The sequence below is a fragment of the Actinophytocola sp. genome (assembly GCF_045807065.1).
Classification (GTDB): domain Bacteria; phylum Actinomycetota; class Actinomycetes; order Mycobacteriales; family Pseudonocardiaceae; genus Actinophytocola.
The window spans coordinates 1-22,859 of sequence record NZ_JBJMIE010000419.1 but is presented as its reverse complement, the minus strand read 5'-3'; the positions used below and the strand labels follow the sequence as shown (position 1 = coordinate 22,859).

At 69.0% G+C, this 22,859-nt stretch carries 22 protein-coding genes and 1 tRNA gene; 8 read left to right on the top strand and 15 right to left on the bottom strand.

All coding sequences use genetic code 11. From position 1 onward, the window contains the following. On the bottom strand, nt 1-830 hold an 830-nt coding region (locus tag ACJ73U_RS24620), incomplete at its 3' end, for a S1 RNA-binding domain-containing protein (RefSeq protein WP_407780064.1). Nucleotides 831-1,090: 260 nt separating this feature from the next. On the opposite strand from ACJ73U_RS24620, the gene ACJ73U_RS24615 reads away from it, so the two are divergent. The 4 genes from ACJ73U_RS24615 to ACJ73U_RS24600 all read left to right on the top strand — a co-directional run bounded on the left by ACJ73U_RS24615 (nt 1,091) and on the right by ACJ73U_RS24600 (nt 4,643). Continuing rightward, nucleotides 1,091-1,954: a class I SAM-dependent methyltransferase gene (locus ACJ73U_RS24615; RefSeq protein WP_407780063.1), complete on the top strand. Its 864-nt coding sequence runs from the start codon at nt 1,091-1,093 to the stop codon at nt 1,952-1,954. Next, complete coding sequence (locus ACJ73U_RS24610; RefSeq protein ID WP_407780062.1) at nt 1,954-2,877, top strand: N-acetyltransferase family protein; 924 nt, start codon at nt 1,954-1,956, stop codon at nt 2,875-2,877. Before ACJ73U_RS24615 ends, ACJ73U_RS24610 begins: the two co-directional genes overlap by 1 nt. A gap of 73 nt (nt 2,878-2,950) precedes the next feature. Continuing rightward, on the top strand, nt 2,951-3,442 hold the full coding sequence (locus tag ACJ73U_RS24605; RefSeq protein ID WP_407780061.1) for a sigma-70 family RNA polymerase sigma factor: 492 nt from the start codon (nt 2,951-2,953) through the stop codon (nt 3,440-3,442). Then, nucleotides 3,435-4,643 (top strand): hypothetical protein, encoded by a 1,209-nt coding sequence (locus tag ACJ73U_RS24600; RefSeq protein ID WP_407780060.1) that lies wholly within the window; start codon nt 3,435-3,437, stop codon nt 4,641-4,643. The genes ACJ73U_RS24605 and ACJ73U_RS24600 overlap by 8 nt, the downstream gene beginning before the upstream one ends. Before the next feature lie 32 nt (nt 4,644-4,675). Here ACJ73U_RS24600 and ACJ73U_RS24595 read toward each other — a convergent pair whose 3' ends face one another. The 4 genes from ACJ73U_RS24595 to polA all read right to left on the bottom strand — a co-directional run bounded on the left by ACJ73U_RS24595 (nt 4,676) and on the right by polA (nt 9,529). Continuing rightward, on the bottom strand, nt 4,676-5,227 hold the full coding sequence (locus tag ACJ73U_RS24595; protein WP_407780059.1) for a hypothetical protein: 552 nt from the start codon (nt 5,225-5,227) through the stop codon (nt 4,676-4,678). A gap of 52 nt (nt 5,228-5,279) precedes the next feature. Continuing rightward, nucleotides 5,280-5,714, bottom strand: coding sequence for a VOC family protein (locus ACJ73U_RS24590; RefSeq protein ID WP_407780058.1), 435 nt, complete (start codon nt 5,712-5,714; stop codon nt 5,280-5,282). 10 nt (nt 5,715-5,724) lie between these two features. Next, on the bottom strand, nt 5,725-6,144 hold the full coding sequence (locus ACJ73U_RS24585) for a helix-turn-helix transcriptional regulator (RefSeq protein ID WP_407780057.1): 420 nt from the start codon (nt 6,142-6,144) through the stop codon (nt 5,725-5,727). A 730-nt stretch (nt 6,145-6,874) separates the two neighbouring features. Next, nucleotides 6,875-9,529 (bottom strand): DNA polymerase I, encoded by a 2,655-nt coding sequence (gene polA, locus ACJ73U_RS24580; RefSeq protein WP_407780065.1) that lies wholly within the window; start codon nt 9,527-9,529, stop codon nt 6,875-6,877. A gap of 138 nt (nt 9,530-9,667) precedes the next feature. Between polA and ACJ73U_RS24575 the strand changes: the two genes are divergently transcribed. Then, the gene (locus ACJ73U_RS24575) at nt 9,668-10,093 is read left to right on the top strand and encodes a PaaI family thioesterase (protein WP_407780056.1); all 426 of its coding nucleotides are present in this window, start codon (nt 9,668-9,670) and stop codon (nt 10,091-10,093) included. Between the two features lie 49 nt (nt 10,094-10,142). Here ACJ73U_RS24575 and ACJ73U_RS24570 read toward each other — a convergent pair whose 3' ends face one another. The 5 genes from ACJ73U_RS24570 to ACJ73U_RS24550 form a co-directional block, all read right to left on the bottom strand. Further along, a complete protein-coding gene (locus tag ACJ73U_RS24570) occupies nt 10,143-10,856 on the bottom strand; it encodes an ABC transporter ATP-binding protein (protein ID WP_407780055.1) in 714 nt (237 codons plus the stop codon). Further along, on the bottom strand, nt 10,853-11,743 hold the full coding sequence (locus ACJ73U_RS24565; protein ID WP_407780054.1) for an ABC transporter ATP-binding protein: 891 nt from the start codon (nt 11,741-11,743) through the stop codon (nt 10,853-10,855). Before ACJ73U_RS24565 ends, ACJ73U_RS24570 begins: the two co-directional genes overlap by 4 nt. Continuing rightward, nucleotides 11,740-13,509, bottom strand: coding sequence for a branched-chain amino acid ABC transporter permease (locus ACJ73U_RS24560; protein WP_407780053.1), 1,770 nt, complete (start codon nt 13,507-13,509; stop codon nt 11,740-11,742). The genes ACJ73U_RS24565 and ACJ73U_RS24560 overlap by 4 nt, the downstream gene beginning before the upstream one ends. Then, nucleotides 13,506-14,420 (bottom strand): branched-chain amino acid ABC transporter permease, encoded by a 915-nt coding sequence (locus tag ACJ73U_RS24555; protein WP_407780052.1) that lies wholly within the window; start codon nt 14,418-14,420, stop codon nt 13,506-13,508. The genes ACJ73U_RS24560 and ACJ73U_RS24555 overlap by 4 nt, the downstream gene beginning before the upstream one ends. 85 nt (nt 14,421-14,505) lie before the next feature. Further along, complete coding sequence (locus ACJ73U_RS24550; RefSeq protein WP_407780051.1) at nt 14,506-15,741, bottom strand: branched-chain amino acid ABC transporter substrate-binding protein; 1,236 nt, start codon at nt 15,739-15,741, stop codon at nt 14,506-14,508. Nucleotides 15,742-16,011: 270 nt separating this feature from the next. Between ACJ73U_RS24550 and ACJ73U_RS24545 the strand changes: the two genes are divergently transcribed. Beyond that, nucleotides 16,012-17,943 (top strand): hypothetical protein, encoded by a 1,932-nt coding sequence (locus ACJ73U_RS24545; protein WP_407780050.1) that lies wholly within the window; start codon nt 16,012-16,014, stop codon nt 17,941-17,943. Here ACJ73U_RS24545 and ACJ73U_RS24540 read toward each other — a convergent pair. After that, nucleotides 17,936-18,544 (bottom strand): ANTAR domain-containing response regulator, encoded by a 609-nt coding sequence (locus ACJ73U_RS24540; protein ID WP_407780049.1) that lies wholly within the window; start codon nt 18,542-18,544, stop codon nt 17,936-17,938. The genes ACJ73U_RS24545 and ACJ73U_RS24540 overlap by 8 nt on opposite strands. A 279-nt stretch (nt 18,545-18,823) precedes the next feature. Between ACJ73U_RS24540 and ACJ73U_RS24535 the strand changes: the two genes are divergently transcribed. Further along, nucleotides 18,824-18,897: transfer RNA gene (locus ACJ73U_RS24535), tRNA-Leu, on the top strand. Between the two features lie 343 nt (nt 18,898-19,240). On the opposite strand, the gene ACJ73U_RS24530 is transcribed toward ACJ73U_RS24535, so the two are convergent. Further along, complete coding sequence (locus ACJ73U_RS24530) at nt 19,241-19,525, bottom strand: hypothetical protein (protein WP_407780048.1); 285 nt, start codon at nt 19,523-19,525, stop codon at nt 19,241-19,243. A gap of 56 nt (nt 19,526-19,581) precedes the next feature. On the opposite strand from ACJ73U_RS24530, the gene ACJ73U_RS24525 reads away from it, so the two are divergent. After that, complete coding sequence (locus tag ACJ73U_RS24525; protein WP_407780047.1) at nt 19,582-20,037, top strand: hypothetical protein; 456 nt, start codon at nt 19,582-19,584, stop codon at nt 20,035-20,037. Between the two features lie 294 nt (nt 20,038-20,331). Here the strand turns inward: ACJ73U_RS24525 and ACJ73U_RS24520 are convergent, their stop codons facing one another. The 3 genes from ACJ73U_RS24520 to ACJ73U_RS24510 form a co-directional block, all read right to left on the bottom strand. Then, nucleotides 20,332-20,628, bottom strand: coding sequence for a hypothetical protein (locus ACJ73U_RS24520; protein WP_407780046.1), 297 nt, complete (start codon nt 20,626-20,628; stop codon nt 20,332-20,334). Beyond that, nucleotides 20,601-21,491 (bottom strand): IS110 family transposase, encoded by an 891-nt coding sequence (locus tag ACJ73U_RS24515; RefSeq protein ID WP_407780045.1) that lies wholly within the window; start codon nt 21,489-21,491, stop codon nt 20,601-20,603. Before ACJ73U_RS24515 ends, ACJ73U_RS24520 begins: the two co-directional genes overlap by 28 nt. Nucleotides 21,492-22,588: 1,097 nt before the next feature. Continuing rightward, nucleotides 22,589-22,859 (bottom strand): hypothetical protein (locus ACJ73U_RS24510; protein WP_407780044.1); only part of this gene is annotated, 271 nt, incomplete at its 5' end.

Here is a 22,859-nt window from a genome sequence, read left to right as displayed (position 1 = left end):
TCCAGGTCGACGTCGAGGACCTCGACGGTGACCTCCTGGCCGACCTCGACGACCTCGGACGGGTGGTCGATGTGCTTCCAGGACAGCTCGGAGACGTGCACCAGGCCGTCGACGCCGCCGAGGTCCACGAACGCACCGAAGTTGACGATCGAGGAGACGACGCCCTTGCGGACCTGGCCGCGCTGCAGCTGGTTGAGGAACTCGCTGCGCACCTCGGACTGTGTCTGCTCGAGCCAGGCACGGCGGGACAGGACCACGTTGTTGCGGTTCTTGTCCAGCTCGATGATCTTGGCCTCGAGCTCACGGCCGACGTACGGCTGGAGGTCGCGGACACGCCGCATCTCGACGAGGGACGCCGGCAGGAAGCCGCGGAGGCCGATGTCCAGGATCAGGCCACCCTTGACCACCTCGATGACCGTGCCCTTGACCGGCTCGTCGCTCTCCTTGAGCGCCTCGATCGTGCCCCAGGCGCGCTCGTACTGCGCGCGCTTCTTGGACAGGATCAGCCGGCCCTCCTTGTCCTCCTTCTGGAGGACCAGGGCCTCGACCTCGTCACCGACCTTGACGACCTCGTTGGGATCGACGTCATGCTTGATCGACAACTCACGAGAGGGGATGACCCCCTCGGTCTTGTAGCCGATGTCGAGCAGGACCTCGTCCCGATCGACCTTAACGATGGTGCCCTCGACGATGTCACCATCGTTGAAGTACTTGATGGTCTTGTCGATGGCGGCGAGGAAGTCCTCACCCGTCCCGACGTCGTTGATCGCGACCTGCTGCCTTGGCGCGGTGGCGTTGTCGGCCGGGACGATGGTGGTGTCGGTGGACATTAGCTAGGAGGCTCCGGTACGGCTTGGTTGAGAGTTGGCGGTTGTCGGATTTGCAGTTGTGTTGCGTCAGTGGCATGGTTCGGCGGGCGAGGGGACCCCGTACGAACGAAGTCCACCTGTGCCCAACGCCGCGCGACCGGATCTGATTCCCGAGATCATGAACAGACCGCAGCACGAAACCACTGCGCGGAGGTATCCTACGCGGCCGTGCGTGGACCGGGCAAACCTGGTCGTGGGGGTTTTCGCACCAAGGGGGGTAGATGTCGACGGTCGAGGCGGGCGCGGGCGAGGGTCCGCCGCCCCAGCGGGCCGCTGAGCGGCTGCTGGGCACGGTCGGCAGCGAGCGACGCTGGGCCGGCTCCGCCGAGTCGGTCGCCGCGAACAGCGCCTGGTGGGACGCCGACGCCGACGACTACCACGTCGAGCACGGCGAGTTCCTCGGCGTCAGCGACTTCGTGTGGTGCCCGGAGGCCGTGCGCGAGGAGGACGCCCGCCTGCTCGGCGACGTGACCGGCCGGGACGTGCTGGAGGTCGGCTGCGGCTCGGCCCCGTGCGCCCGCTGGCTGGCCGCGCAAGGGGCACGCGTCACCGCGTTCGACCTGTCCGCCGGCATGCTCCGGTACGCGGCCGCCGCCAACGAGGTGACCGACATCGACGTGCCGCTGGTCCGCGCGAACGCCGAGCGGTTGCCGTTCGCCGCGGCGACGTTCGACATCGCGTGCTCGGCGTTCGGCGCGGTCCCGTTCGTGGCCGACCTGCCCGGCACGTTCCGTGAGATCGCCCGCGTGCTGCGCCCCGGCGGCTCCTGGGTGTTCGCCGTGACTCACCCGATGCGGTGGATCTTCCCGGACGACCCGAGCGAGAACGGGCTGCGTGTGACCGGCTCGTACTTCGACCGCACCCCGTACGTCGAGGTCGACGCGGACGGCCGCGCCACCTACGTCGAGCACCACCGCACGCTCGGCGACTTCGTCCGCGCGCTCACCGCCGCCGGTCTGACCATCGTGGACCTGGTCGAGCCGGAGTGGCCGGACGGGCTCACCGAGGTGTGGGGGCAGTGGAGCCCGTTACGCGGCGAGCTGTTCCCCGGCACGGCGATCTTCGTGACCCGGCGAACGGCGTGATGACCGCTCGCGGACTCCTCGATGCCCAGACCACACGGTTCGAGCGGGTCGACCCACTGCTGCCCCCGGCCGCCCCGCCCCCGGAGGGCCAGGTGCTCACGGCCGCCATGGCCAGCGGCGACCGGGTCGCCGGGGTGCTCACGTACTCGAGCTTCGAGCCCGGCACGGCGAACACGCTGTGGTCCGCGCTGGAGCTGTTCGAGCTGCACCCGCTGCTCGGCGCCGCGGGCGGCGCCGGCATGGACGTGCTGCTGCGCGAGTGGCGGCACATACTCGACCGCCGCGCCGCCGGCATGGACTCCGCGTGCCTGCTCACCTGGCCGAGCCGCGACGCCGAGGCCGCGAAACCCCTGCTCGCGCACGGTCTCACACCGCTGACGAGCCTGGCCGTGCGGGTCGGCGCGCCGACCCGCCGCCCGGCACCCGGCGGCGTGACGGTCCGGCCGGCCGGCGCCAACGACCACGAGGCGGTGCTCGAGCTGGAGATGGCCGAGCTGGCGTACTCCGCGCTGGTGGGCGCCGCGAACGTGCGGCCCGACGCCGAACAGGTCAAGCGGGCGGCACTCGCCAGGCACGTCGACCAGGGCGACCCGATCTGGCTCGCGGAGCGGGACGGCGTCGTGGCCGGGGTGGCGCACTGCCGGTTGCTGGACGTCACGGAGACCGGGCTGACCGGCACCCGGCTGCGCCCGGGCCGCTGGGGCTACGTCAACTGCGTCGCGGTGGCGGAGGAGTTCCGCGGGTCCGGGGTCGGCCGCGAGCTGATGGCCGTCGCCCACCACGAGCTGCACCGCCGCGGCGCGACCGGCACGTTCCTCTACTACAACCCGCCGAACCCCCTCGCCTCCGTCTTCTGGCCGCGGCAGGGCTACCGGCCGCTCTGGACGAGCTGGGAACTGCGGCCGGCAACCGCTCTGCGTTGACCCTTGCTCGGACGGGCGTGGAACCTGCCACCGTAGTCGTGCCTCTTTCTGGTCAGAGAGCTATGGGGGCACGGTGGCTGAGCAGACGTGGTTCGCGGAGCTGTACGACCGGTGCTACAAGAGTCTGGTCCTGACGGCCTACGCGATGACGAACGACCTCGGGGTCGCGGAGGAGATCACCCAGGAGGCGTTCGCCGTCGCGTACGGCCGTCAGGGACGGGTGTTCCGCACGGACAGCCCGGAGGCGTGGTTGCGCACGGTCGTGTTGAACCTCGCCCGCAGGCGGTTCCGGCGGCGGGCGACCCTGGACCGGATCCTGCGTCGGCAGCAGGCCGAGCCACCACCTCCGGCCGCACCACCGGGCGAGCACCTCGACCTGCACGAGGCGATCCGCGGGCTCGGCCAGGAGCACCGGGCGGTCGTGGTGCTGCACTACCTGGCGGACCTGCCGGTGGAGGAGGTCGCGGCCATCCTCGGCGTCCCGGTGGGGACGGTGAAGTCGCGGTTGGCCCGCGCGCGGGCCGCGCTGGCGGATCGGTTGCGGACAGAGGTGGACCATGTCTGAGCTGGAGAACTCACTGAAGAAACTGCGCGACGGCCTGCGCTCGTCGATCGGCCATCCGGATCTCGACCTGGTCGCCGTCCGGGCGCGTCAGCGGGCCGTGCGCCGGCGCATGCAGGGTGGTGCGATCACGGCCGTGGTGGCGGTGAGCCTCACGGTGCCGCTCCTGCGTTCCGTGCCGGGCGAGCAGGACGCGACGGATCCGGTCCGGATCCCGGTGACCTACCAGGTGGACTTCGCCGACGCCCTGCACGGCTACGCCCTGGGCAGTGCGTGCGGCGACTCGGACAGCTCCTGCACGATCACCCTGCTGGCCACCGCGGACCGGGGCAGGTCCTGGCGCCAGCGGGAACTCCCGGGAGACGACAAGCTGTACGCCGACGGCGATCTGTTCGTGGTCGACCAGAACCGGCTGAGGCTCTACCGGATGTCGGGGACGAGCAGGACCGTCCACATCCTGGCCAGCGACGACGGCGGCCGCAGCTGGCACACACCTGCCGCAGCGGCCGAGGTGGCCGCGGCGCCGAACTCGGTCCCCAGCGGGATGAACCTCCAGAAACTCTGTCACGGCAACGGAAGCAGCGAGTGCGCGGCCGGGGTCGGAGCGGTCACCCTCGGCGGTTCCCTCTCCCCCACCCCCACCCAGCCGCCGGCGGAGGTGCGGGTGCTGGGCGCGGCGCCAACCACGAGCGGCCGGTACTGGGCGGTCAGCCAGGACCCGACGACCAAGGGCTGGACCATCTCGGTGACCTCGGACGCGGGCAGGACCTGGCACACCACACCCGTGGACCTGCCCGGCGTGCCCTGGCCGGAGGACGCGCCGTGGTCGGTGGTGGAAGGCAACGGTGTCCTGTACGCGACGGCGGTCGGCATGATCGGCAGCGGTCCGTTCGGCCTGCTGGCCGTGTTCCGCAGCACGGACGGCGGCCTGTCGTGGACCCAGACCTGGCGGGCCACCCCGGATACCGTGCTCAAGACGGTGACCGGCAGCGCGGTCGCGACCCTGGACGGGCGGCTGCTGGTGTACTCCGCCACCGAGGGCACGTTCGAGAGCACGGACGGCCGGCGGTTCTCCCGCGCCGCTGACGCACTGCCCGGCCCGGTTGCCTGGACCAGGGCCGGTTACCTGGCGAAGGTCAAGGACAACGAGTACGACCTGTCCTCCAACGGTGGCCGCACCTGGCTGGTGCTCAGGCTTCCCTGACCGGCCGGTAGCGCCTGACCTGGGGGGAGGCGCTACCGGCCACCTGCCAGCGACGGCCGGAACTCGCCGACCTGGTGCACGTGCGACGGTTTGCCGGCGAGCGCCCGGTGGACCGCCTCGAGCACGCCGGAGGAGATCTCCTCGTGCGTGAGCCAGCGCGTGCGCCCGGCGTGCCGGAGGTAGCCGAGCACGACCTGCTGGGTCGGGTGCCCGTCGAGAATCGGGTCGGGACACCCGCCGACGGGGTTGGCCGAGGCGCTGCCGTGCACCTCGACGACGGGGGCGTCGGGCGCCAGCAGCGGCCTGACCGCACGCAGGACGCTGGCCCGGACCTCCCGGTGCACCCAGGCGACGAGCAGGTCCGCGGGGCCGCCGAGCGCCTCCCTGGCGACGTCGGCAAGCGCGGTGGGGACGGTCCAGTCGGCCTTCACCCACCGCGCACCACGCCCGTTGCCGTTGGTGGCCGGCGAGCCGGGCCGCCGCCGACTGGGCAGCACCACGTGCCACCCGTCATCGAGCAGGGCAGCCGCGACGCCGGCCAGCATGCCGGTACCACCAAGTACGAGAGCTCGACGCGCGACCATGCACACCCCTCCGCTCCACTATGTCCTCAAGACTAGCGGGGGTGAGCGGTTTTCACTTGTCAGCGTGCGCCTCGGTCAGGCTGTACACGTTGCCGGAGTCGTCACGGAAGGTAGCCTCGACCCCGTACGGACGTTCGGCCGGCTCCTGCAGGAAGACGACGCCCCGCTCGGACAGTTCCCGGTAGGTCTTGCGGCAGTCGTCCGTCGCGAGGACCCCGTGCCCGAACGCGCCCTTGGCAAGCAGCTCACGCAGCACGTCGGCGTGTTCCGGCGCGTGCCCCATCCGCGGATCGGCGAGGACGAACCGCAGGTCGGGCTGTCCGGGCGGACTGACGGTGAGCCACCGGAACCCCGCGCCGGCCCCTTCGAACCCGTCCCCCATGACGAGGTCCTCGCCGACCTGGAACCCGAGCTTGTCGGTGTAGAACTCCTTGGCGGCATCCTGGTCGAGCACGTAGACGGTGACGTGCGACATCTTCTGGATCATGCGGTCCACGCTAGGCGCCGTCGCCGGGTACCTGCTTGTCCAAAGTTGCGCCCCTGGGCCGTGCCCAGGCCCACACGATGCACCCAGGTATGACGGGCGGCGACGTCCGGCTCCGGTACTCACTGGGCGAACACCCGACCAACTCCCGAAACCGCCGGGAGAAGGACCCGAGACTGGAGAACCCGACAACCATGCACACCTCAGTGACGGTGAGGTTGGCGTGGGCCAGAAGATCCATGGCCCGCTCCACCCGCCGCCGACTCAGGTAGGCGGCCGGCGTCTCCCCGAACGCAACCCGAAACTCCCGCACGAAGTGGTACCGAGAGAACCCGGCAACGGCAGCGAGATCCCCCACCTTGAGGGGATCCGCGTAGTGGGCGTCCATGTGATCCCGCGCCCGCCGGAGGTGCACCACCTGCTCAAGCCCCACCCCCGAACCCTAACGCCACGGGGCAGAGGAGATGGGCAGGTGGGCAGGGATGGGCTCCGCGGGAAAGGAACGGGAGAGATGGACGGGGTTCGGGAAAGGGAAAGAAGCCGGAGAGCGACACCGGTGATGGATGCCGAAGGCGGAGCCATGGCGCGAGACGGAGATGGAGATAGCGAGCGACGGGACTGCCACCGACGAGGCGCACAAGGCGAGACGCGAACCAGCACGGCAGGCACGGCAGGCACGCAGGCACGGCAGGCACGGCAGGCACGGCAGGCACGGCAGGCACGGCAGGCACGGCAGGCACGGCAGGCACGAGAGCCAACCCCTTCACCCCAAGAACAGTGAGGTGAGCTTCCCCACAAAGCGAGGAATGCCCGAAGCGACACCGGCGCAGAACCCTCGAGAAAGGGACCGAAAGACCCAAGAGAAGCTCGAAGCCGCGACAGCCAACCCAGCCCAACACCCAAGCCCCGCACCACAAGACCTCCAAGAACCACCCAAAGACCCAAAAGAAGCCACAAGCCGCCACAGCCAACCCAGCCCAACACTCAAACCCCGCACCACAAGACCTCCAAGAACCACCCAAAGACCCAAAAGAAGCCACAAGCCGCCACAGCCAACCCAGCCCAACACCCAAGTCCCGCGCCACACCCCCCCGGCCCCCCGAACCCCGAACCCCGGCCCCACCCGCCCGGCCGAGACCCCGACCCAGACCCAGACCCAGACCTCAGTGAGCAGCGTCGTTCCAGGAGCGTCCAAACCCAACAGACACATCCAACGGCACGTCCAACTTGTAAGCCGACCCCATCCCCTTACGCACCAACCCCTCCGCCTCGACCCGCTCATCGTCGCGAACCTCGAGCACCAGCTCGTCGTGCACCTGCAGCAACATCCGCGACCGCAACCCGGCCGACCGCAACTCCCGGTCGACGTTGAGCATGGCCACCTTGATGATGTCGGCCGCGCTGCCCTGGATCGGGGCGTTCAGGGCCATCCGCTCCGCCATCTCCCGACGCTGACGGTTGTCGGACGTCAGGTCCGGCAGGTACCGGCGCCGGCCGAAGATGGTCGACGTGTAGCCGTCCTTGCGGGCCTGCGCCACGATCTCGTTCAGGTAGTCGCGCACGCCGCCGAACCGCGCGAAGTACTCCTCCATCAGGCCGCGGGCCTCCTCCGTCGAGATCCGCAGCTGTTGGGACAGGCCGTAGGCCGACAGACCGTAGGCCAGGCCGTAGTTCATCGCCTTGATCTTGGCTCGCTGGCCGCCGGTGACCTCGGTCGGCTCCACGCCGAACACCCGCGCGGCCGTGGCCGCGTGGAAGTCGAAGCCCGAGTTGAACGCCTCGATCAGCGCGGCGTCACCGGACAGGTGCGCCATGATCCGCATCTCGATCTGGCTGTAGTCCGCGGTCATCAGCGCGTCGAAGCCGTCGCCGACGACGAACGTGTCGCGGATGGTCCTGCCCTCGTCCGTGCGGATCGGCACGTTCTGCAGGTTCGGCTCCGTCGACGACAGGCGGCCCGTCGCCGCGATCGTCTGGCTGTAGGAGGTGTGGATGCGGCCGTCGTCGGACACCGACTTGATCAGGCCCTCGACCGTGATCTTCAGGCGCATCGCGTCGCGGTGTTCCAGCAGGTGCGCGAGGAACGGGTGCTCGGTCTGCTCGTACAGGCCGGTCAGCGCGTCGGCGTCGGTCGTGTAGCCGGTCTTCGTGCGCTTGGTCTTGGGCATCTGCAGCTCGTCGAACAGCACCACCTGCAGCTGCTTCGGCGAGCCGAGGTTGATCTCCTTGCCGATGACGCGGAACGCCTCCTGCTCGGCGTGCTTCACGCGCGAGCCGAAGTGCGCCTCCAGCGACGCGAGCTGTGCCGTGTCGACCGCGATGCCGACCGCCTCCAGCTCGGCCAGCACCCGCAGCAGCGGCAGCTCGATCTCCCCCAGCAGGGAGGTCTGCCCGGTCTCGTCGAGGGCCACGGCCAGCGCGTCGGCCAGCTCGGCGATGGCCCGCGCGCGCACGATCTCGCCCTCGGCGATCTTCGCGTCGTCGCCGTCCACGCCGTCCAGCAGGGACAGCTGCCGCTCCTCCTGCTGCTGCTCGACCCGCAGCTCACGCTTCAGGTACCGCAACACCAGGTCGTCGAGGGCGAACGAGCGCTGGCCCGGCCGCACCAGGTACGCCGCGAGCTGCGTGTCCGCCACGAGCCCGTCGAGCACCCAGCCGCGGTGCCGCAGCGCGTGCAGCGCCGGCTTGACGTCGTAGGTCAGCTTCGGCACCGACTCGTCGGCCAGCCACGTCGCGAGCGCCTGCTCGTCTGTTTCATCCAGAGAGGTGACGTCGACATACACGCCCGTGCCGTCGGCCCGCGTGAGCGCCACGGAACGCAACTCCACGGACTCCCCGGCGACACCGGTCGAGCTGAGCTGGAACGACAGTCCCGTTCGTGTGCCGGCCGGGGTGTTCTCCGACAGCCACGCCCCCAGCCTGCCCTGCTCGAACGCGCCGCCGGTCACCTCGAAGCCGTGCTCGGCCTCCGGCTCCGCGGCCTCCAGGTCGGCGAACAGCCGCTCCCGCAGCACCCGGAACTCCAGGTCGTCGAACAGCTGGTGCACCGCGTTGCGGTCCCACTGCTTCACGGCCAGGTCGTCGGGCCGGACGTCCAGCGGCACGTCCTTCACCAGCTCGGTGAGCTGGCGGTTCATCAGCACGTTCGACAGGTTCTCCCGCAGCGCGTCGCCGGCCTTGCCCTTGACCTCGTCCACGCGGTCCACCAGCTCGTTCAGCGAGCCGAACTGGTTGATCCACTTGGCCACGGTCTTCTCGCCGACGCCCGGAATCTTCGGCAGGTTGTCCGACGGGTCGCCGCGCAGCGCCGCGAAGTCGGCGTACTGGTCGGGACGCACGCCGGTCTTGGTGTGCACCGCCTCCGGGTCCATCCTGCTCACCGCGGACACGCCCCGGGTCGGGTAGATCACCGTGACGTGGTCGTTGACCAGCTGGAACGCGTCGCGGTCACCCGTACAGATGAAGACGTCGTACCCGCCCGCGAGCGCCTGCGTGGTGAGCGTCGCGATCAGGTCGTCGGCCTCGAAGCCGTCGACGGACAGCGCCGGGATGGCCAGGGTGCCGAGCACGTCGTGGATGAGGCTGATCTGCCCCTTGAACTCCTCGGGCGAGGCGGACCTGTTGGCCTTGTACTCGGGGTACTGCTCGCTGCGGAAGGTCTTGCGCGAGACGTCGAAGCAGACCGCGATGTGCGTGGGCTTCTCGTCACGCAGCAGGTTGATGAGCATCGACGTGAAGCCGTAGACGCCCTCGGTGTGCTGCCCGGACTTGGTGACCAGGTTGGCCTCCTTGAGCGCGTAGAACGCCCGGTAGGCCATCGAGTGGCCGTCGATGAGCAGCAACCGGCGGTCGGCGGTCTTGACAGGAGCTGTGGCGGGCGTCTCAGGCACAGGGCGAGTCTAGGGTGGGGCACCGACAATCCTGCGCAGACCCCGTATGACCAGCTAGGAGGGCATGTGGCCAACTTCCCCGACCGCCTGCCGGGCGTCCGGCACGACCTCGCCGACCAGTGGCTCCCCACGAGGATGGGCATCGAGATCAAGGAGTGGGACCCGTCGCGGGTGGTCGCGACGATGCCCGTGGCGGGCAACCTCCAGCCGTACGGCCTGCTCCACGGCGGCGCGAACGCCACCCTCGCGGAGACCATCGGCTCGGTCGCGGCCGCGCTGAACGCTCCACCCGGCCGAGTCGCCCTCGGGCTGGAGCTGTCCTGCACCCACCACCGCGCCGCGCGGAACGGACTGGTCACCGGTGTCGCCACCCCGATCCACACGGGTCGCTCGACGTCGACCTTCGAGATCGTCATCACCGACGACGAGGGCAAACGCACCTGCACGGCCCGCCTGACCTGCGTCCTGCGTGACGCGGCCCCCGGCGCCTGAGACAGTGCGGACGGCGCCGCCGGCTGGCGACGCCGTCCGTCTCGGAGAACTACTGACCGAGGTAGGCCTCGCGAACCCGCTGGTCGGCGAGCAGTTCGTGGCCAGGCCCCTCCAGGGTGGTCGCGCCGAGGTCGACGACGTATCCCCGGTCCGACAGCGCCAACGCGGCGAGCGCGTTCTGCTCGACCAGCAGGACGGTCGTCCCCTGCTGCTGCAGCTCCTTGATCGTGTCGAAGATCAGCTGCGTCATGATCGGCGAGAGTCCCATGGACGGCTCGTCCAGCATGAGCAGCCGCGGCTTGGACATCATGGCCCGCCCGATCGCGAGCATCTGCTGCTCACCACCGGAGAACAGCCCGGCCTTCTGCGTCCGCCGCTGGCCCAGCACGGGGAACAGCTCGTACACCCGCCGCACGTCCGCCTGCACACCGGACTCGTCCTTGCGGGTGTAAGCCCCGAGCAGCAGGTTCTCCTCGACGGTCATCCGCGCGAACACCCGCCTGCCCTCCGGCGAGTGCGCGATGCCGCGCGAGAGGATGCTGTGCGCCGGCTCCTTGACGATCGACTTGCCCTCGAACCGGATTTCACCCGACCGTGGCCGGAGCAGCCCGGAGATGGTGCGCAGCGTGGTCGACTTCCCCGCGCCGTTCGCCCCGATGAGGCACACGATCTGCCCCTCTTCGACGACGAACGACACGTTCCGCACGGCCTCGATCGCACCGTAGGCGACGCTGAGTCCGCTGACCTCCAAGAGCGCCGTCACGGCTGGTCCTCCCTGTACCGGTCGATGACCTCGGTCTGGCCGCCGTCGTACCGCGGCATGACCGACGTCGTGGCCTCGGCCACCTCGGCCTCGACCTCCTCGCGCGGCTTGCCCAGGTAGGCCTCGATCACCCGGGGGTCGTCGCGCACGGTCTCCGGTGGGCCCTCCACCAGCACCTCGCCCTGCACGAGCACGGACACCGAGTCGCACAGGGAGAAGATGAACTTGGTGTCGTGCTCGATCACCACGACCGAGACGCCGGTGTCCCTGATCCGGAAGATCAGCTGCCGGGCGGCCTCGGTCTCCTGCGGGTTCATGCCGGCGGTCGGCTCGTCGAGCAGGAGCACCGCCGGCTCGGTGGCGAGCGCGCGTGCGATCTCCAGCCGCCGCTGGTCGCCGTAGGGCAGGTTCCGAGCCGCCGTGCTCTCGTCGCCGGTCAGGCCGACGAACTCCAGCAGCTCCCGGGAACGCGTCCGCGCCGCGCGCTCCACGCGGTGGAACCCCGGCCCGTGGAACAGCGACGCGAGCGGTCCCTGCCGCATCTGGATGTGCCGGCCGACCAGCACGTTCTCCAGCACCGACATGTTGGGGAACAGCCGGACGTTCTGGAACGTCCGCGCGATCCCCGCCGCCGTGACCTTGGCCGGGTCGGACGGCAGCTGGTGGCCACGCAGGCGCACCGACCCCCGCGTCGGTGTGTACAGGCCGGTGAGGCAGTTGAAGAACGTCGTCTTGCCGGCGCCGTTCGGCCCGATCAGGCCGACGATCCGGCCCTCGCCGAGCGTCATCGAGACGTCGTTGAGCGCGGTGAGACCACCGAAGACCATCGTGACCCCGCTGGCCTCGAGCACGGTCTCGGTCATGCTGTGCCTGGCCGCCGCGTTCACGCCTTGCCTCCCTTCAACGCCTCTAGCTCGTGCTCGTGCTCGAGCACGGCCTGTTCCTGGACCACCTCGATGGGCTTGCCCTCGGCCGTCTCGCCCGCGAACTCCGCCCTGCGCAGCCGGTCCGGCACCAGGCCCTGCGGCCGGAACCGCATGATCAGGATCAGCGCCAACCCGAACAGCAGGAGCCGGTACTCCTCGAACTCACGCAGCTTCTCCGGCAGCACGAACAGCAGCGCCGCACCCATCACCGCACCCGGGATGGAGCCCATGCCACCGAGGATGACCGCCGCGAGCAGCGTCACCGACTGCAGGAAGGTGAACGCGTCGTAGGACGAGGTGCCCAGCTTGTGCGCGAACACCGCGCCGGCGAGGCCGGCGAGCGTGGCGCCGGTCAGGAAGGCCAGGATCTTCATCTTCCCGGTCTTGATGCCCATGGCCCGGGCGACGTCCTCGTCCTCGCGGATGGCGATCCACGCGCGGCCGATGCGGCTGTTCTTCAGGTTGGCGAACACCGCCATGACCAGCGCCACCAGCAGCGTGATGAGGAAGTAGTACAGGACGCCAGCCGGCAGCTCGGTGCCGAACAGGCTGATCGGCTCGTTGAACTCGAGGCCGCCGATCGCGATGGCGGGGATGCTCGGGATCGCGTTCGCGCCACCGGTCAGGTCGCCGATGTTGTTCTGCGCGGACCGGGTGAAGATCTCACCGAACGCCAGGGTCACGATGGCCAGGTAGTCACCGCGGACCCGCAGCGTCGGCGAACCGACGATGACGCCGAAGATGCCGACGACCACCGCGGCGATCACCGCGGCCAGCGGGAACGGCAGCGTGATGCCGAGCTTCGCGGCCGCCGCGCCGGACAGGTTCGCCGAGACGAACGCGCCGATGCCCATGAACGCCACGTACCCGAGGTCGAGCAGACCGGCCAGGCCGACCACGATGTTCAGGCCGATCGCGGTGGCCGCGTAGATGCCGATGGTGCCGGCGACGTTCATCCAGTACTGGGTGCCCGCGCTGGTGAACGGCAGGGCCGCCGCACACACCAGCAGGACGACGATGCTGAACGCCCGGTGCCGCTCGGAGAGCCGCGAGATCCAGCCGGTGAGCCCGACCCCGTGCAGCGCGCCGAGCAACCCGCCGGCCATGCCGAGGAACGCGAGGAAGATCGCGCCGGCGTACGGCGAGGAGACGCCGGCCGAGCCGCCCGCGGTCAGCGTCTCCGACACCAGCCACAGCATGGCGACGAACGCGACCAGCAGCACCAGGTACGCGAACAGCCGCTGCGCCCACCCGGTCCACCCGAACGGCTCGTCCGGCCAGTGCGGGATGTCCTCGAGGCCGATCGCGTCGGCGGCGAAGATCAGCGCCAGCCCGCCGAGGATCCCGGCCACGCTGCCGAACGCGTAGGCGCCGTCCGCGGCCGTGATCGCGCCGAGCCCGCCGCCGGCCGAGACGATGAAGACGGCGCTGATCACGGAGATCGCCAGGCCACCCCACCCCAGCGCACGCAGCACGCGCCCCTTGGCGGGGAGCGGGACGAAGGTGATGATCACCGCGGCCAGGCCGAACAGCAGTAGGTGCCACCGGAAGCCGCTGAGCTCCAGCGGCGCGTCGAAGAACTGCAGCGTCGACTTCTCCGGGTAGGCACCCTCGTTGAGCAGGAACGTCGCCCACGGGAGCATCGCCGCGACCAGCAGCAGCACCCCGCCGACCGCGGACAGCGGCCGGCCGAGCGCGCGTGGGACGAAAGCGGTGAGCCTGCTCATGCGCGCACCCTCTCCGACTCACCGAACAGACCCTGTGGCCGGAACACCAGCACGAGGATGAGGACCACGAAGATCCACACGTAGTCGTACTGGGTGCCGCCGGGCAGGTACTGGCCGCCGAGCGTCTTGACCATACCGATGATGAACGCGCCCACCACGGCGCCGGGCAGGCTGCCGATGCCGCCGAGAACGGCGGCGGTGAAGGCGAAGATGCCGTTCTGGAAACCGGCGCGGACGCCGAGCGTCTGGACGTGCATCCCGTACAGGACGCCGGCGATACCCGCGAGTACCGCGCCGATGACGAACGTCAGCACGATCACCCGGTCCGGGTTGACGCCCATCAGCCGGGCGGTGTCCGGGTCCTGCGAGGTCGCGCGCATCGCCCGGCCCAGCCGGGACTTGTTCACGTAGAGCTGCACCAGCGCGCCGAGCACGACGGCCACCACGATCAGCAGCACGCCGGTGGCCGGTATCTCCACCGATCCGATCTTGATCTGGGTGTTGACGAACACCCTGGGGAACGACTGGGACCGGTCCGCGTCCGGGAACCAGATCCGGACCGCCTCCTGCAGCCCGATGGACACGCCGAGCGCGGTGATCAGCGGGGCGAGTCTCGGTGCGTTGCGCAACGGCCGGTAGGCGAAGCGCTCCATCAGCATGGCGATGGTCACCGACACGACCACGCCGCCGACCAGCATCAGCGGCAGCGCCACGTACCAGTTCATGTCCTTGACGCCCGGTACGAAGCGCCACACGGCGAGTCCCCCGAACGCGCCGGTCATGAACACCTCGCCGTGCGCGAAGTTGATCAGTTGGATGATGCCGTAGACCATCGTGTAGCCGACGGCGATCAGGCCGATCGTGGCGCCGAGCACGAGCCCGTTGGCAATCTGCTGTAACAGGGTTGTCACATTGGCCTCCATAGACGGCGGGGGTGGGTTGGACCCACCCCCGCCGTCGTGTCACGAGTCACGAGATCCGTCGAAACCCGTCAGCTCAGCCCTCGAACTTGCCGGTCTCGACCGGCGCCCACTCGGTGCCCTTGACTTGGTAGACGGTGAGAATCGTGTTGGTGCTGTCACCGAACTTGTCGAACTTCACCTGGCCGGTCGCGCCGTCGGCCGAGTAGTCCGCCACGGCGTCGAGCAGCGCGTTGCGCTTGTCGGAGCTCCACTTGCCGTTGCCGATGGCCTTGGCCAGCGAGCCGATGATCGCGTTGGCGGCGTCGTAGGAGAAGGCACCGTAGGCGCTGTAGCCCTCCTTGAAGCCGGCCTTGTTGTACGCCTTGACGAAGGCCTTCGCGCTGTCCAGCGTGTCGGTCGGCGCGCCGACGGAGGTGGCGAGGTCGCCGTCCTTACCGCCCAGCTCGATGAAGGCGGGGTCGAAGATGCCGTCGCCGCCCATCACCGGGACGTTGAGCCCGGCGCTCTTCAGCTGCTTGGACAGCGGGCCGGCACCCGGGTACTCGCCGCCGAAGTAGACGGCGTCCGGGTTGAACGGCTTGATGGCCGCGATCACGCTCGAGAAGTCGGTGTCGTTCTCACCGACCTTCTGGCGGGTCACGATCTTCGCGCCCTTCTTCTCCGCCTGCGTCGTGAACGTGTCGGCGAGGCCCTCACCGTAGGTCAGGCCGTTGGTGACGATCGCGATGTTCTTCTTGCCGGCCTTGCTGATCAGGTAGTTCGCCGCGAACGGGCCCTGGAAGGAGTCCACGGTGCACGTGCGGAAGTAGGTCTTCCACACCCGCTTGGGGTTGTTGAGGAAGTCCTCACCCTTGGTCAGCTTGTCGTTCGTGTTGGCCGGCGAGATCTGCAGGATGTTGTTCTGCGCGAGGATCGGCGCGACGCTCTGCGCCACCGACGAGTTCAGCGTGCCGACGACGCCGACGACGCCGTCCTCGGAGGCCAGCTTGGTGGCGGCCTGGGCGCCCTTCGTCGGGTCGCGCTCGTCGTCCAGCGCGTCGAGGGCGAGCTTGTAGCCCGGCACCTTGCACTCGTCGTTGGCCTGGTCGACCGCGAGCTGCGCGGCGTTCTTGATGCCGAGTCCCAGCGCGGCGAGGTCGCCGCTCAGCGGCGAGATGACACCGACGACCAGGGTGCCCTTGCTCTGGTCGCAGCTCTCCTGGTTGCCAGTGCCACCACCCGACGACTCTTCCTTGTTCGTGCTGCAAGCCGCGAGCAGCAGCGCACCTGCCGCTACCAGAGCCGCGGCTTTCACCGTCTGGTTTCGCACGTGACGTCCCTTTCTCCGTGATCTGTCCGAGCAATGCCGCATAGCATGCCGAACCGTGCCCGCCTCGATGTCAGAGGGCTGGCCGGAACCTAGTAACCGAGCGCAGTCGTAGTCACGTCTCAAGAGCCCTCGTGACCAGACTGCAACTAAACTGACCGTCCGTGTCCGCTCCTCGGACGAAGTCGGACCTTCCGGTCATGGGCAGGTAACACGATCTCAACTTCGCAACGTGCCACTTTGGACCGGCCTTGCCCCTTCTACTCTTCTGTTGTGCCCTCCAGAACACGCGTGCTGATCTGGCTGGGCGCGGTCGCGCTCATCGCCGGCGCCGTCGTCGCCCTGCGCACCACCGACGAACCGCACAGCAGCGACACCCACAGTGACGACCGGCCGAAACCCGTGGTGGTCAACCGGTACGCCGCGGACTACGTGGTGCTGCCGACGCCCGACCACCGGCCAGGAGCGCCGGCCAAGGTGACCGCCACCCCGGTGGGGTGGAGCGGGTTGCGCGTGTCGTGGGCGGACGGGCTGCCCGGCGGCCGGGCCCCCTACGGCGCCGCGGGCTACGAGGTGCGCTGGCGCCAGGGCGGCGAGTGGCACACCAGGCTGGTCGCCGCGCCGGACGTGCTGCTCGACCCGTTGGAGGACGGCCACCGGGTGGAGGTCGAGGTGCGCACGGTCGACGCGTTCGGGCAACGGTCCGCGCCGGCGGTGGTGGACCAGGAGCCGCCGCAGGCCACCGGCGACCGCTCGATGCCCCCGCTGTCCGGGTTGTTCGACGACTTCTCCGTGCCGGCGCGGTTGGCCGAGCACTGGCACCTGTCGGGGTACCGCGGCTGCGTCGACGTGGTGTCCGAGTACGGGAACGGACTGCCGATCGACCTGGGCTGCGGCGCGGACGTCGCGGTGCTGCGGGCCCGGCAGCCGATGACGCTGACCGCGCCGGGCCCGACCGGTGAGATCGGCAGGGTGGCGGTGCGCACGGACAGCGCGGCGGCCGGCGGCGAGCTGACCATCGCGCTGGTGCCCGGTCCCACCGACCGGGTCGGCGTGGACACGCGGCGGGCCGGCCAGTTCCCCGACCGCGACCCGACGCTGCCGGGCGGCACGATCCGGGTCGGCGTCGACGCGTCGGGGGTGCGGGTGAGCGCCGCGCCGGACGTGCCGGGGGTGGCTCCCGGGCCGTCGGACGTGCTCGCGGCGCCGAAACGCGGGCCGGGCGTGCCGCACCTGTTCGAGGTGGTGCTCACGACGACCGGCGTGCGGGTGTACCAGGACGGGACCGCGGTGGCGGTGGCGGGCGTGGTGCCGACGTGGCCGTCGGCCTCGGTGCTGCTGGGGTTCCGCGGGCCGGACGAGCGGCGGTCGCGGGTGCACGTGCTGGCGGCGGGGTTCAGCGGGCCGGCGACGGAGGTGCCGGCGGTGAACGAGGTGCCGGTGAACCCGGGCACGCAGCGGGTGCTCGACCTCACCGAGCAGTCACCGCAGCTGGGCATCGCGCGGACACCGCTGAGGACCGCGGCGTCGGCCCGCCTGGTCGCGACGATCATGGTGGCGAGCGGGATGGACCCGAACGGCGTCGTCGCGCAGTTCGGTGACCTGCGCGTGCCGGCGAGACCGGTGGTGGCCGCACCGTCGGCCGAGGACGGTGCGGCGCTGACCGTGGCCGCGGACGTGCCGGCGGCGTTGCTGGGCGCGTCCGGTGGGGACTCCATCTCCCCGTTCGTGCTGCGGGCGCCGGGCGCGAGCCAGCAGGTCCGGCTGGTGGAGACGTACCTGGAGGTCACCCCGATCGGCGGCGGGCGGCCACCCGCGCTGAAGATCGAGCCGGGCCGGCAGCCGGGGCCGAACATGACGCCGTCGATCGACGCCGTGCTCTGCAATTCGGCGGGCGAGCCCCTGACCACGGCGGTCATCCCGCGCCGTGGCCAGGTGCTGCTCAAGGTGTCCCTGGACGCGTCGAGCAACCAGTGGGAGACGGGCGCGATCGGCGGCGTCCAGGGCTTTCAGGTGTGGTTGGACGGCCGGTTGATCGCCGGGGTGCCGACGCGGGCGGACGGGCCGGGCCTGGGCGGCCGGCACGTGCTGTCGATCGTGACGGCCGGCATGACGCGGGGTTCGCACGTGATGGAGGTGCGCGAGTACGCCATGAACGGCACCGACCGGCCGACGTCGGCCGTGCTGAACTTCACCGTCAGGTGATGTTCTCCACCACGGCCTGGGCGACGGCCTTCATCGTGGCCCGCCGGTCCATGGCCGTGCGCTGGATCCACCGGAAGGCCTCCGGTTCGGAGAGGCCCTGCTTCGTCATCAGGAGGCCCTTGGCCCGCTCGATGAGCTTGCGGGTCTCCATGCGCTCGGTGAGCGTGGCGACTTCGTGCTCAAGCGCCTGCAGCTCGGAGAACCGGCTGACGGCGAGCTCGATCGCCGGCACGAGGTCATGCTTGGCGAACGGCTTCACCAGGTAGGCCATCGCCCCGGCCTCCCGCGCCCGCTCGACGAGGTCACGCTGACTGAACGCGGTGAGGATCACGACCGGCGCGATCCGCTCCCCCGCGATCTGAGCCGCCGCGTCGATCCCGTCCATCTTGGGCATCTTCACATCGAGGATTACAAGGTCAGGCCGCAGCTCCGTAGCCAACGCGACGGCCTGTTCACCGTCCGCGGCCTCCCCGGCGACGTGGTAGCCCTCTTCCTTGAGCATCTCCACAAGGTCGAGCCGAATGAGCGCCTCATCCTCCGCGACGAGCACACTACGTTGCACGGCCGGGCCGGACTGGGCCTCGGTAGCCTGATCGGTCACCGGGGTCCTCCTGAATCGAGTCGGTCTGAGCCTCCAGCCTACCGGCGCCAGGCGGTACCGAGCCCGTATACGTGCCGTGATCAGCACAACGTTAACGGGCTGGCAACAGAACATCCCCCAAGAGGATGACGTGCACCACATCGGTTCCCGGGGCGGTCACTCTTGGTAACTCATTCGTCGCCAGCGTCCCCCTGCGGGCCGCCTCGCCACCCGCCGCCACCAAGATGACCACCCTGACGACCGCCGCATGGGCGATCCCGTAAAGTCATCGTGCGCCAAGCCCCCGTAGCCCAACCGGCAGAGGCAACGGATTCAAAACCCGTCCAGTGTGCGTTCGAATCGCACCGGGGGCACCCCTGAAAACCGGCCCTGACCAGCAGGTTTGACCTGCACACGGTAACCTGTAGGTGATCATGCGATGTCCGGTTCCAACCGGTCAAAACCGGCGAAATCCGGGTGCTCGCCCCCATACGCCCCCCCGTTTTCGCATCTTCGAGCAGCGTCAGGGCCTCCTCAAGCCACTCTGCCCGTTCGCAAGTCCCACAGACAGCGGTAGATCCGATAGGTGCCGGCGGTGACGTGGCCCCTGCTCGCCCGATATCCCTCCGCTGATCACGATCGGCGCTGAGCCGTGACCACGCTCGGCATCCTGGGTTACGGTCTCCTCGGCTTCGTTACGGGCGTGCGTGTCCTGGTTCAGGAAGTCCGAACGCGACTCCTGCACATCCGATGTCGGGTCCCAGATGTCGCCAGCAGGTGCTCGATGTCCGAGTGCCCCGGCGGGCACGGCGGGTGGTGCAGCAGGCAGCCGTCCGGGTGGTTCGACGAGTCGCCGTACGCGATCCGCAGCCCGAGGATCAGGGACTCGCGGTTCGCCAGGTCGGTGGTCTCCGGTGCCTCGCAATGGTCGTAGTGCAGGCGGTAATCGAGCGCCCGGCCCGACTGGATGGCGTCCCAGTAGGCCGCGGACTGCTCGGCCACCGACCCAAGGCCCGGGATGAACGCGTTCGAGGACTCGACGAACGAGCCCGCCGATCTTGGCGGTGTTGTTCTTGATCTTCTGGAACAGGTTCAGTCCGCCGTTGGACTTCACCCACTCCTCGGTCTGGTCCAGCGCCGCGAACACCGGCTTGTTGCCCTTGGTCGTGCCCGCCGAGCTCGCGATCGGCTCGATCTTGCCCCTTGCGCAGGCTCACGAACGTGTCGAGCGGCTCGACACCGGGGTACTCGTCGAGCAGCGAGCCCTCGCAGAGCATCTCCAGCAGCGGGTCCCACGTGTTCTTCGTCTGGTCCTCGGACACCGCCACGACCTGTACGATCGGTGTCCGCACCAGCGACCACGGCTTGCCGACCGGCTGGCCGTCCGCGTCCCACCCGTCCGGCACGACCGGTGCCAGAGCCTCGACCGCCATCATCGCAGCGAGCAGCGGCGACTTACCCCAACCACGCGGCCGCGAGATCACCCCGCGCCAAACGCCGGCGCCTCCCCGTGACCGGGTGAAGCTCGTAGAACAGGACAGGAAGTCCTCCTGCTCCAGGTACAGGATGAACGGCTCCTACTCGGGTCGGGCCGGAGCGGCGAGGTAGGTCGTGATCCAGCCGATGACGGTGAAACCGCGCGTCGGGACCTCACCGGACTCCGACAGCTTCCACGGCACCGATCACCCCGCGGACGTGGTGCCCGGGGTCGGCAACGCCCGCAGTAGCCCATGACTTCGTGAAACCACTCAGCGGCGGTTTGCTTGGTAGCCGTCGCCCCGCACGTCCACTCATGGCTCCCCTTTATGTCAAGGGGTGGCTGCGATGAGGGTAGGCTGGCTGGTGGCGGGTTCGGGTTGTGGCTTGTCCGAAGGGCCGGTGTCCGGGGTCAGGCCGGTCGCGCTGGATTGCAGAGTCGTTCCCGGTTGCCCTCCCGGGCCTGCCGCCTCACGTCGTTTCTGATCACCGAGCATCCGCGCGTAGACGACGTTCGACAGGCGCCGTTTCAGTGCCCGCATCGCTTCCATCGAGGTCTTGCCCGCGGCTTTCTTGCCGTCGAAATAGGTGCGGCCGGCGGTCAGGTTGCGGAGCTGGACGACGCCCATGATGTGCAGTGTCCGTTGATTCTGCGGTTGCCGGCGCGGGATAAGCGATGCCGTTGTTGTTCACCGGAGGACGCGTCCAATGGTGCGGTGCTGTTCCAGGAGGCGAACCTGTCCCGGTTGGCGAACCGATGGATGTCACCGACGTCAGCGAGAAGCCGTGCGGCACCGGACGGGCCGATGCCGTGCAGCTCGAGCAGGGTGGAGCCGCGGGCGATCACCAGCTCGCGCAGATCCTTGTCCGCGGCCTTCATCTTCTTGTCGATGGTCTCGAGTTCGGCGATCAGCTCAACCGTGAGTCGACGGCGGGTCTTGCCCACGATGTCCCGCGGTTTGATCGTCACGACCAGTGCACGAGCCTGGGCCGCGGACAGGAACTTCTTGGCCCCGTCGGGAAACAGTTCCAGCAGCAGCCGGTGAAGCCGGTTGACGGTCTGGGTTCGGGCGCGACCGAGTTCGTCTCGACGGTCGACCAGCATGCCCATCACAACCAGCTCAGGGTCGGCCTGGACGCGGACCAGGTTCGGGGCACGCAACGCCGCCAGAGCCACGGAATACGCGTCGACGGGATCGGTCTTGCGGCCGTTGCCGGTGGCGAACACCCGCACCTGCGCCGAGAGCTTCGCCGGCACATCCAAGACGGTCTCGCCGTCATGGACCAGCCGGTGCGCGATGTGCCGGCCAACACCGTTACAGCCTTCCACTGCCCATATCCGGTCGGTGAACCGGCGCCCGGCCGCCAGCATCTCGGCATAGCCGGTCTGATCCGTGCCGAATTTACCGGACCCGATCTTGTCGCCTCGATCGTCAATCGCTTCGATCGTGGCCGATCGTTTGTGCGGGTCCATCCCGATAATGACCGCCATCCACATTCTCCTTGCCTGAACACGACGATGTCAGCAAGGAGGGCACCGCTACTTCGAACAGAACAGACCCCTTTCCAGCCACTCCTCGCGCGGTGCCCGGCGAGATCGCATGCCATGAGAGAGCCACACCAATGACACCGGCAGGCAGCCGATAGAGGGAGCGACTCACCGAGCACCTGGACCAGAGTCTGGCCGGACCTGATCCTGCTGCCCAGTCTTAGCTTGTTGTTTAAGTGCGCCACGAGCGCGGAAGGTGAGGTCGGTGTGGGTAGGTGACCTTGCTGGATGTGGTGCTGTGCAGGAGATGAAGGTTTTGTGGCCCTTCGGAGCCGTCCTGCGGGGGAGGCTTCAAACCACCTCAAGCTGTGTTGGCTGGAGACCGTCGTGGTGAGCGGTGAGGAGAAGGCGCGCAGTTGATGCGTCAGGTGGGGACCGGGAAGGCGAGCGCGAGCGAACCGCTGTTGACGTGTCGAAACAAGCAGCTGACATCAGAACCGGGGCGGTTAAATGGCGCCGGGATGAGCCTGGCGGGTGCCCGCTGATTGGCCAGGCGGTGTCCGGCATGGAGGTGGCGCGAGTCCGGTCTGCGGCTTCTGCATGGAACGTGGGAAGGCGGAAGCCGACACGGCTGCTGGTCCCCTGAGGGTCTGGTGGCGAGAGGGAGCGCGTCGAGCAGCAGGAACTGTGAGGCGTTGAGTACCGTCGCGGCGTCTGCTGGCGGACCGGTTCGTAGTAGCGAGGAAGCCCTGGTAATCGGGGTGGAGTGAAGGGGCCGGCTCATCTGTCGATCTGTTCGCGCGATCAACCGGGCTTGTCCTGGGAGGAAGCGGGTGGGCATGTCGGGATCGTTGGACAAGCCTTTCAAGATTTCGAAGCTGCTGGTATGGGAGGCATACGAGAGAGTCAGGGCCAACAAGGGTGCGGCCGGGGTGGACAGGCAGTCCCTCGCCGACTTCGAATCCGATCTGAGGAACAATCTTTACAAGGTCTGGAGTGCGTCCAGCAGGGCGGGAAGTGAGGCTGTGTGTTGTTGTAGCTGATCTTCGTGTTCGTAAGCTCGTCGTCGCCTGCCGGTGTGAGTCCGGTCCGGGTAGCTGTCAGGAGGCCCGGTAGCAGGCTGGCAGCGTCGGAGGGAAACGTCCGGCGTTGAAGCCCAGCGTCGAAAGCCCTGTGATAGGGGGAGCGATGATGCGGTCCGTAGCATGAAGCGAAGCCTGCGGCGTCGTTAATGTAACCCGCTCTTTGAGCGGGATCAGGGAGTGCCGAGCCCCCTCCATCAGGGCGAAGGCCATGGAAGGCGCTGAAGACCTGGAAGTGCAGGCGCTGAAGAACTCCCCGGCGTATGGGGCGCGGAACGTATCGATGGTG

Bases quoted from the DNA above. Each gene is read 5' to 3' on its own strand.
- ACJ73U_RS24615 (WP_407780063.1), top strand. From the start codon at position 1,091: ATGTCGACGGTCGAGGCGGGCGCGGGCGAGGGTCCGCCGCCCCAGCGG.
- ACJ73U_RS24610 (WP_407780062.1), top strand. From the start codon at position 1,954: ATGACCGCTCGCGGACTCCTCGATGCCCAGACCACACGGTTCGAGCGG.
- ACJ73U_RS24600 (WP_407780060.1), top strand. From the start codon at position 3,435: ATGTCTGAGCTGGAGAACTCACTGAAGAAACTGCGCGACGGCCTGCGC.
- ACJ73U_RS24595 (WP_407780059.1), bottom strand. From the start codon at position 5,227: ATGGTCGCGCGTCGAGCTCTCGTACTTGGTGGTACCGGCATGCTGGCC.
- ACJ73U_RS24590 (WP_407780058.1), bottom strand. From the start codon at position 5,714: ATGATCCAGAAGATGTCGCACGTCACCGTCTACGTGCTCGACCAGGAT.
- polA (WP_407780065.1), bottom strand. From the start codon at position 9,529: ATGGCCTACCGGGCGTTCTACGCGCTCAAGGAGGCCAACCTGGTCACC.
- ACJ73U_RS24560 (WP_407780053.1), bottom strand. From the start codon at position 13,509: ATGAGCAGGCTCACCGCTTTCGTCCCACGCGCGCTCGGCCGGCCGCTG.
- ACJ73U_RS24520 (WP_407780046.1), bottom strand. From the start codon at position 20,628: ATGGGCGTCGTCCAGCTCCGCAACCTGACCGCCGGCCGCACCTATTTC.
- ACJ73U_RS24515 (WP_407780045.1), bottom strand. From the start codon at position 21,491: ATGGCGGTCATTATCGGGATGGACCCGCACAAACGATCGGCCACGATC.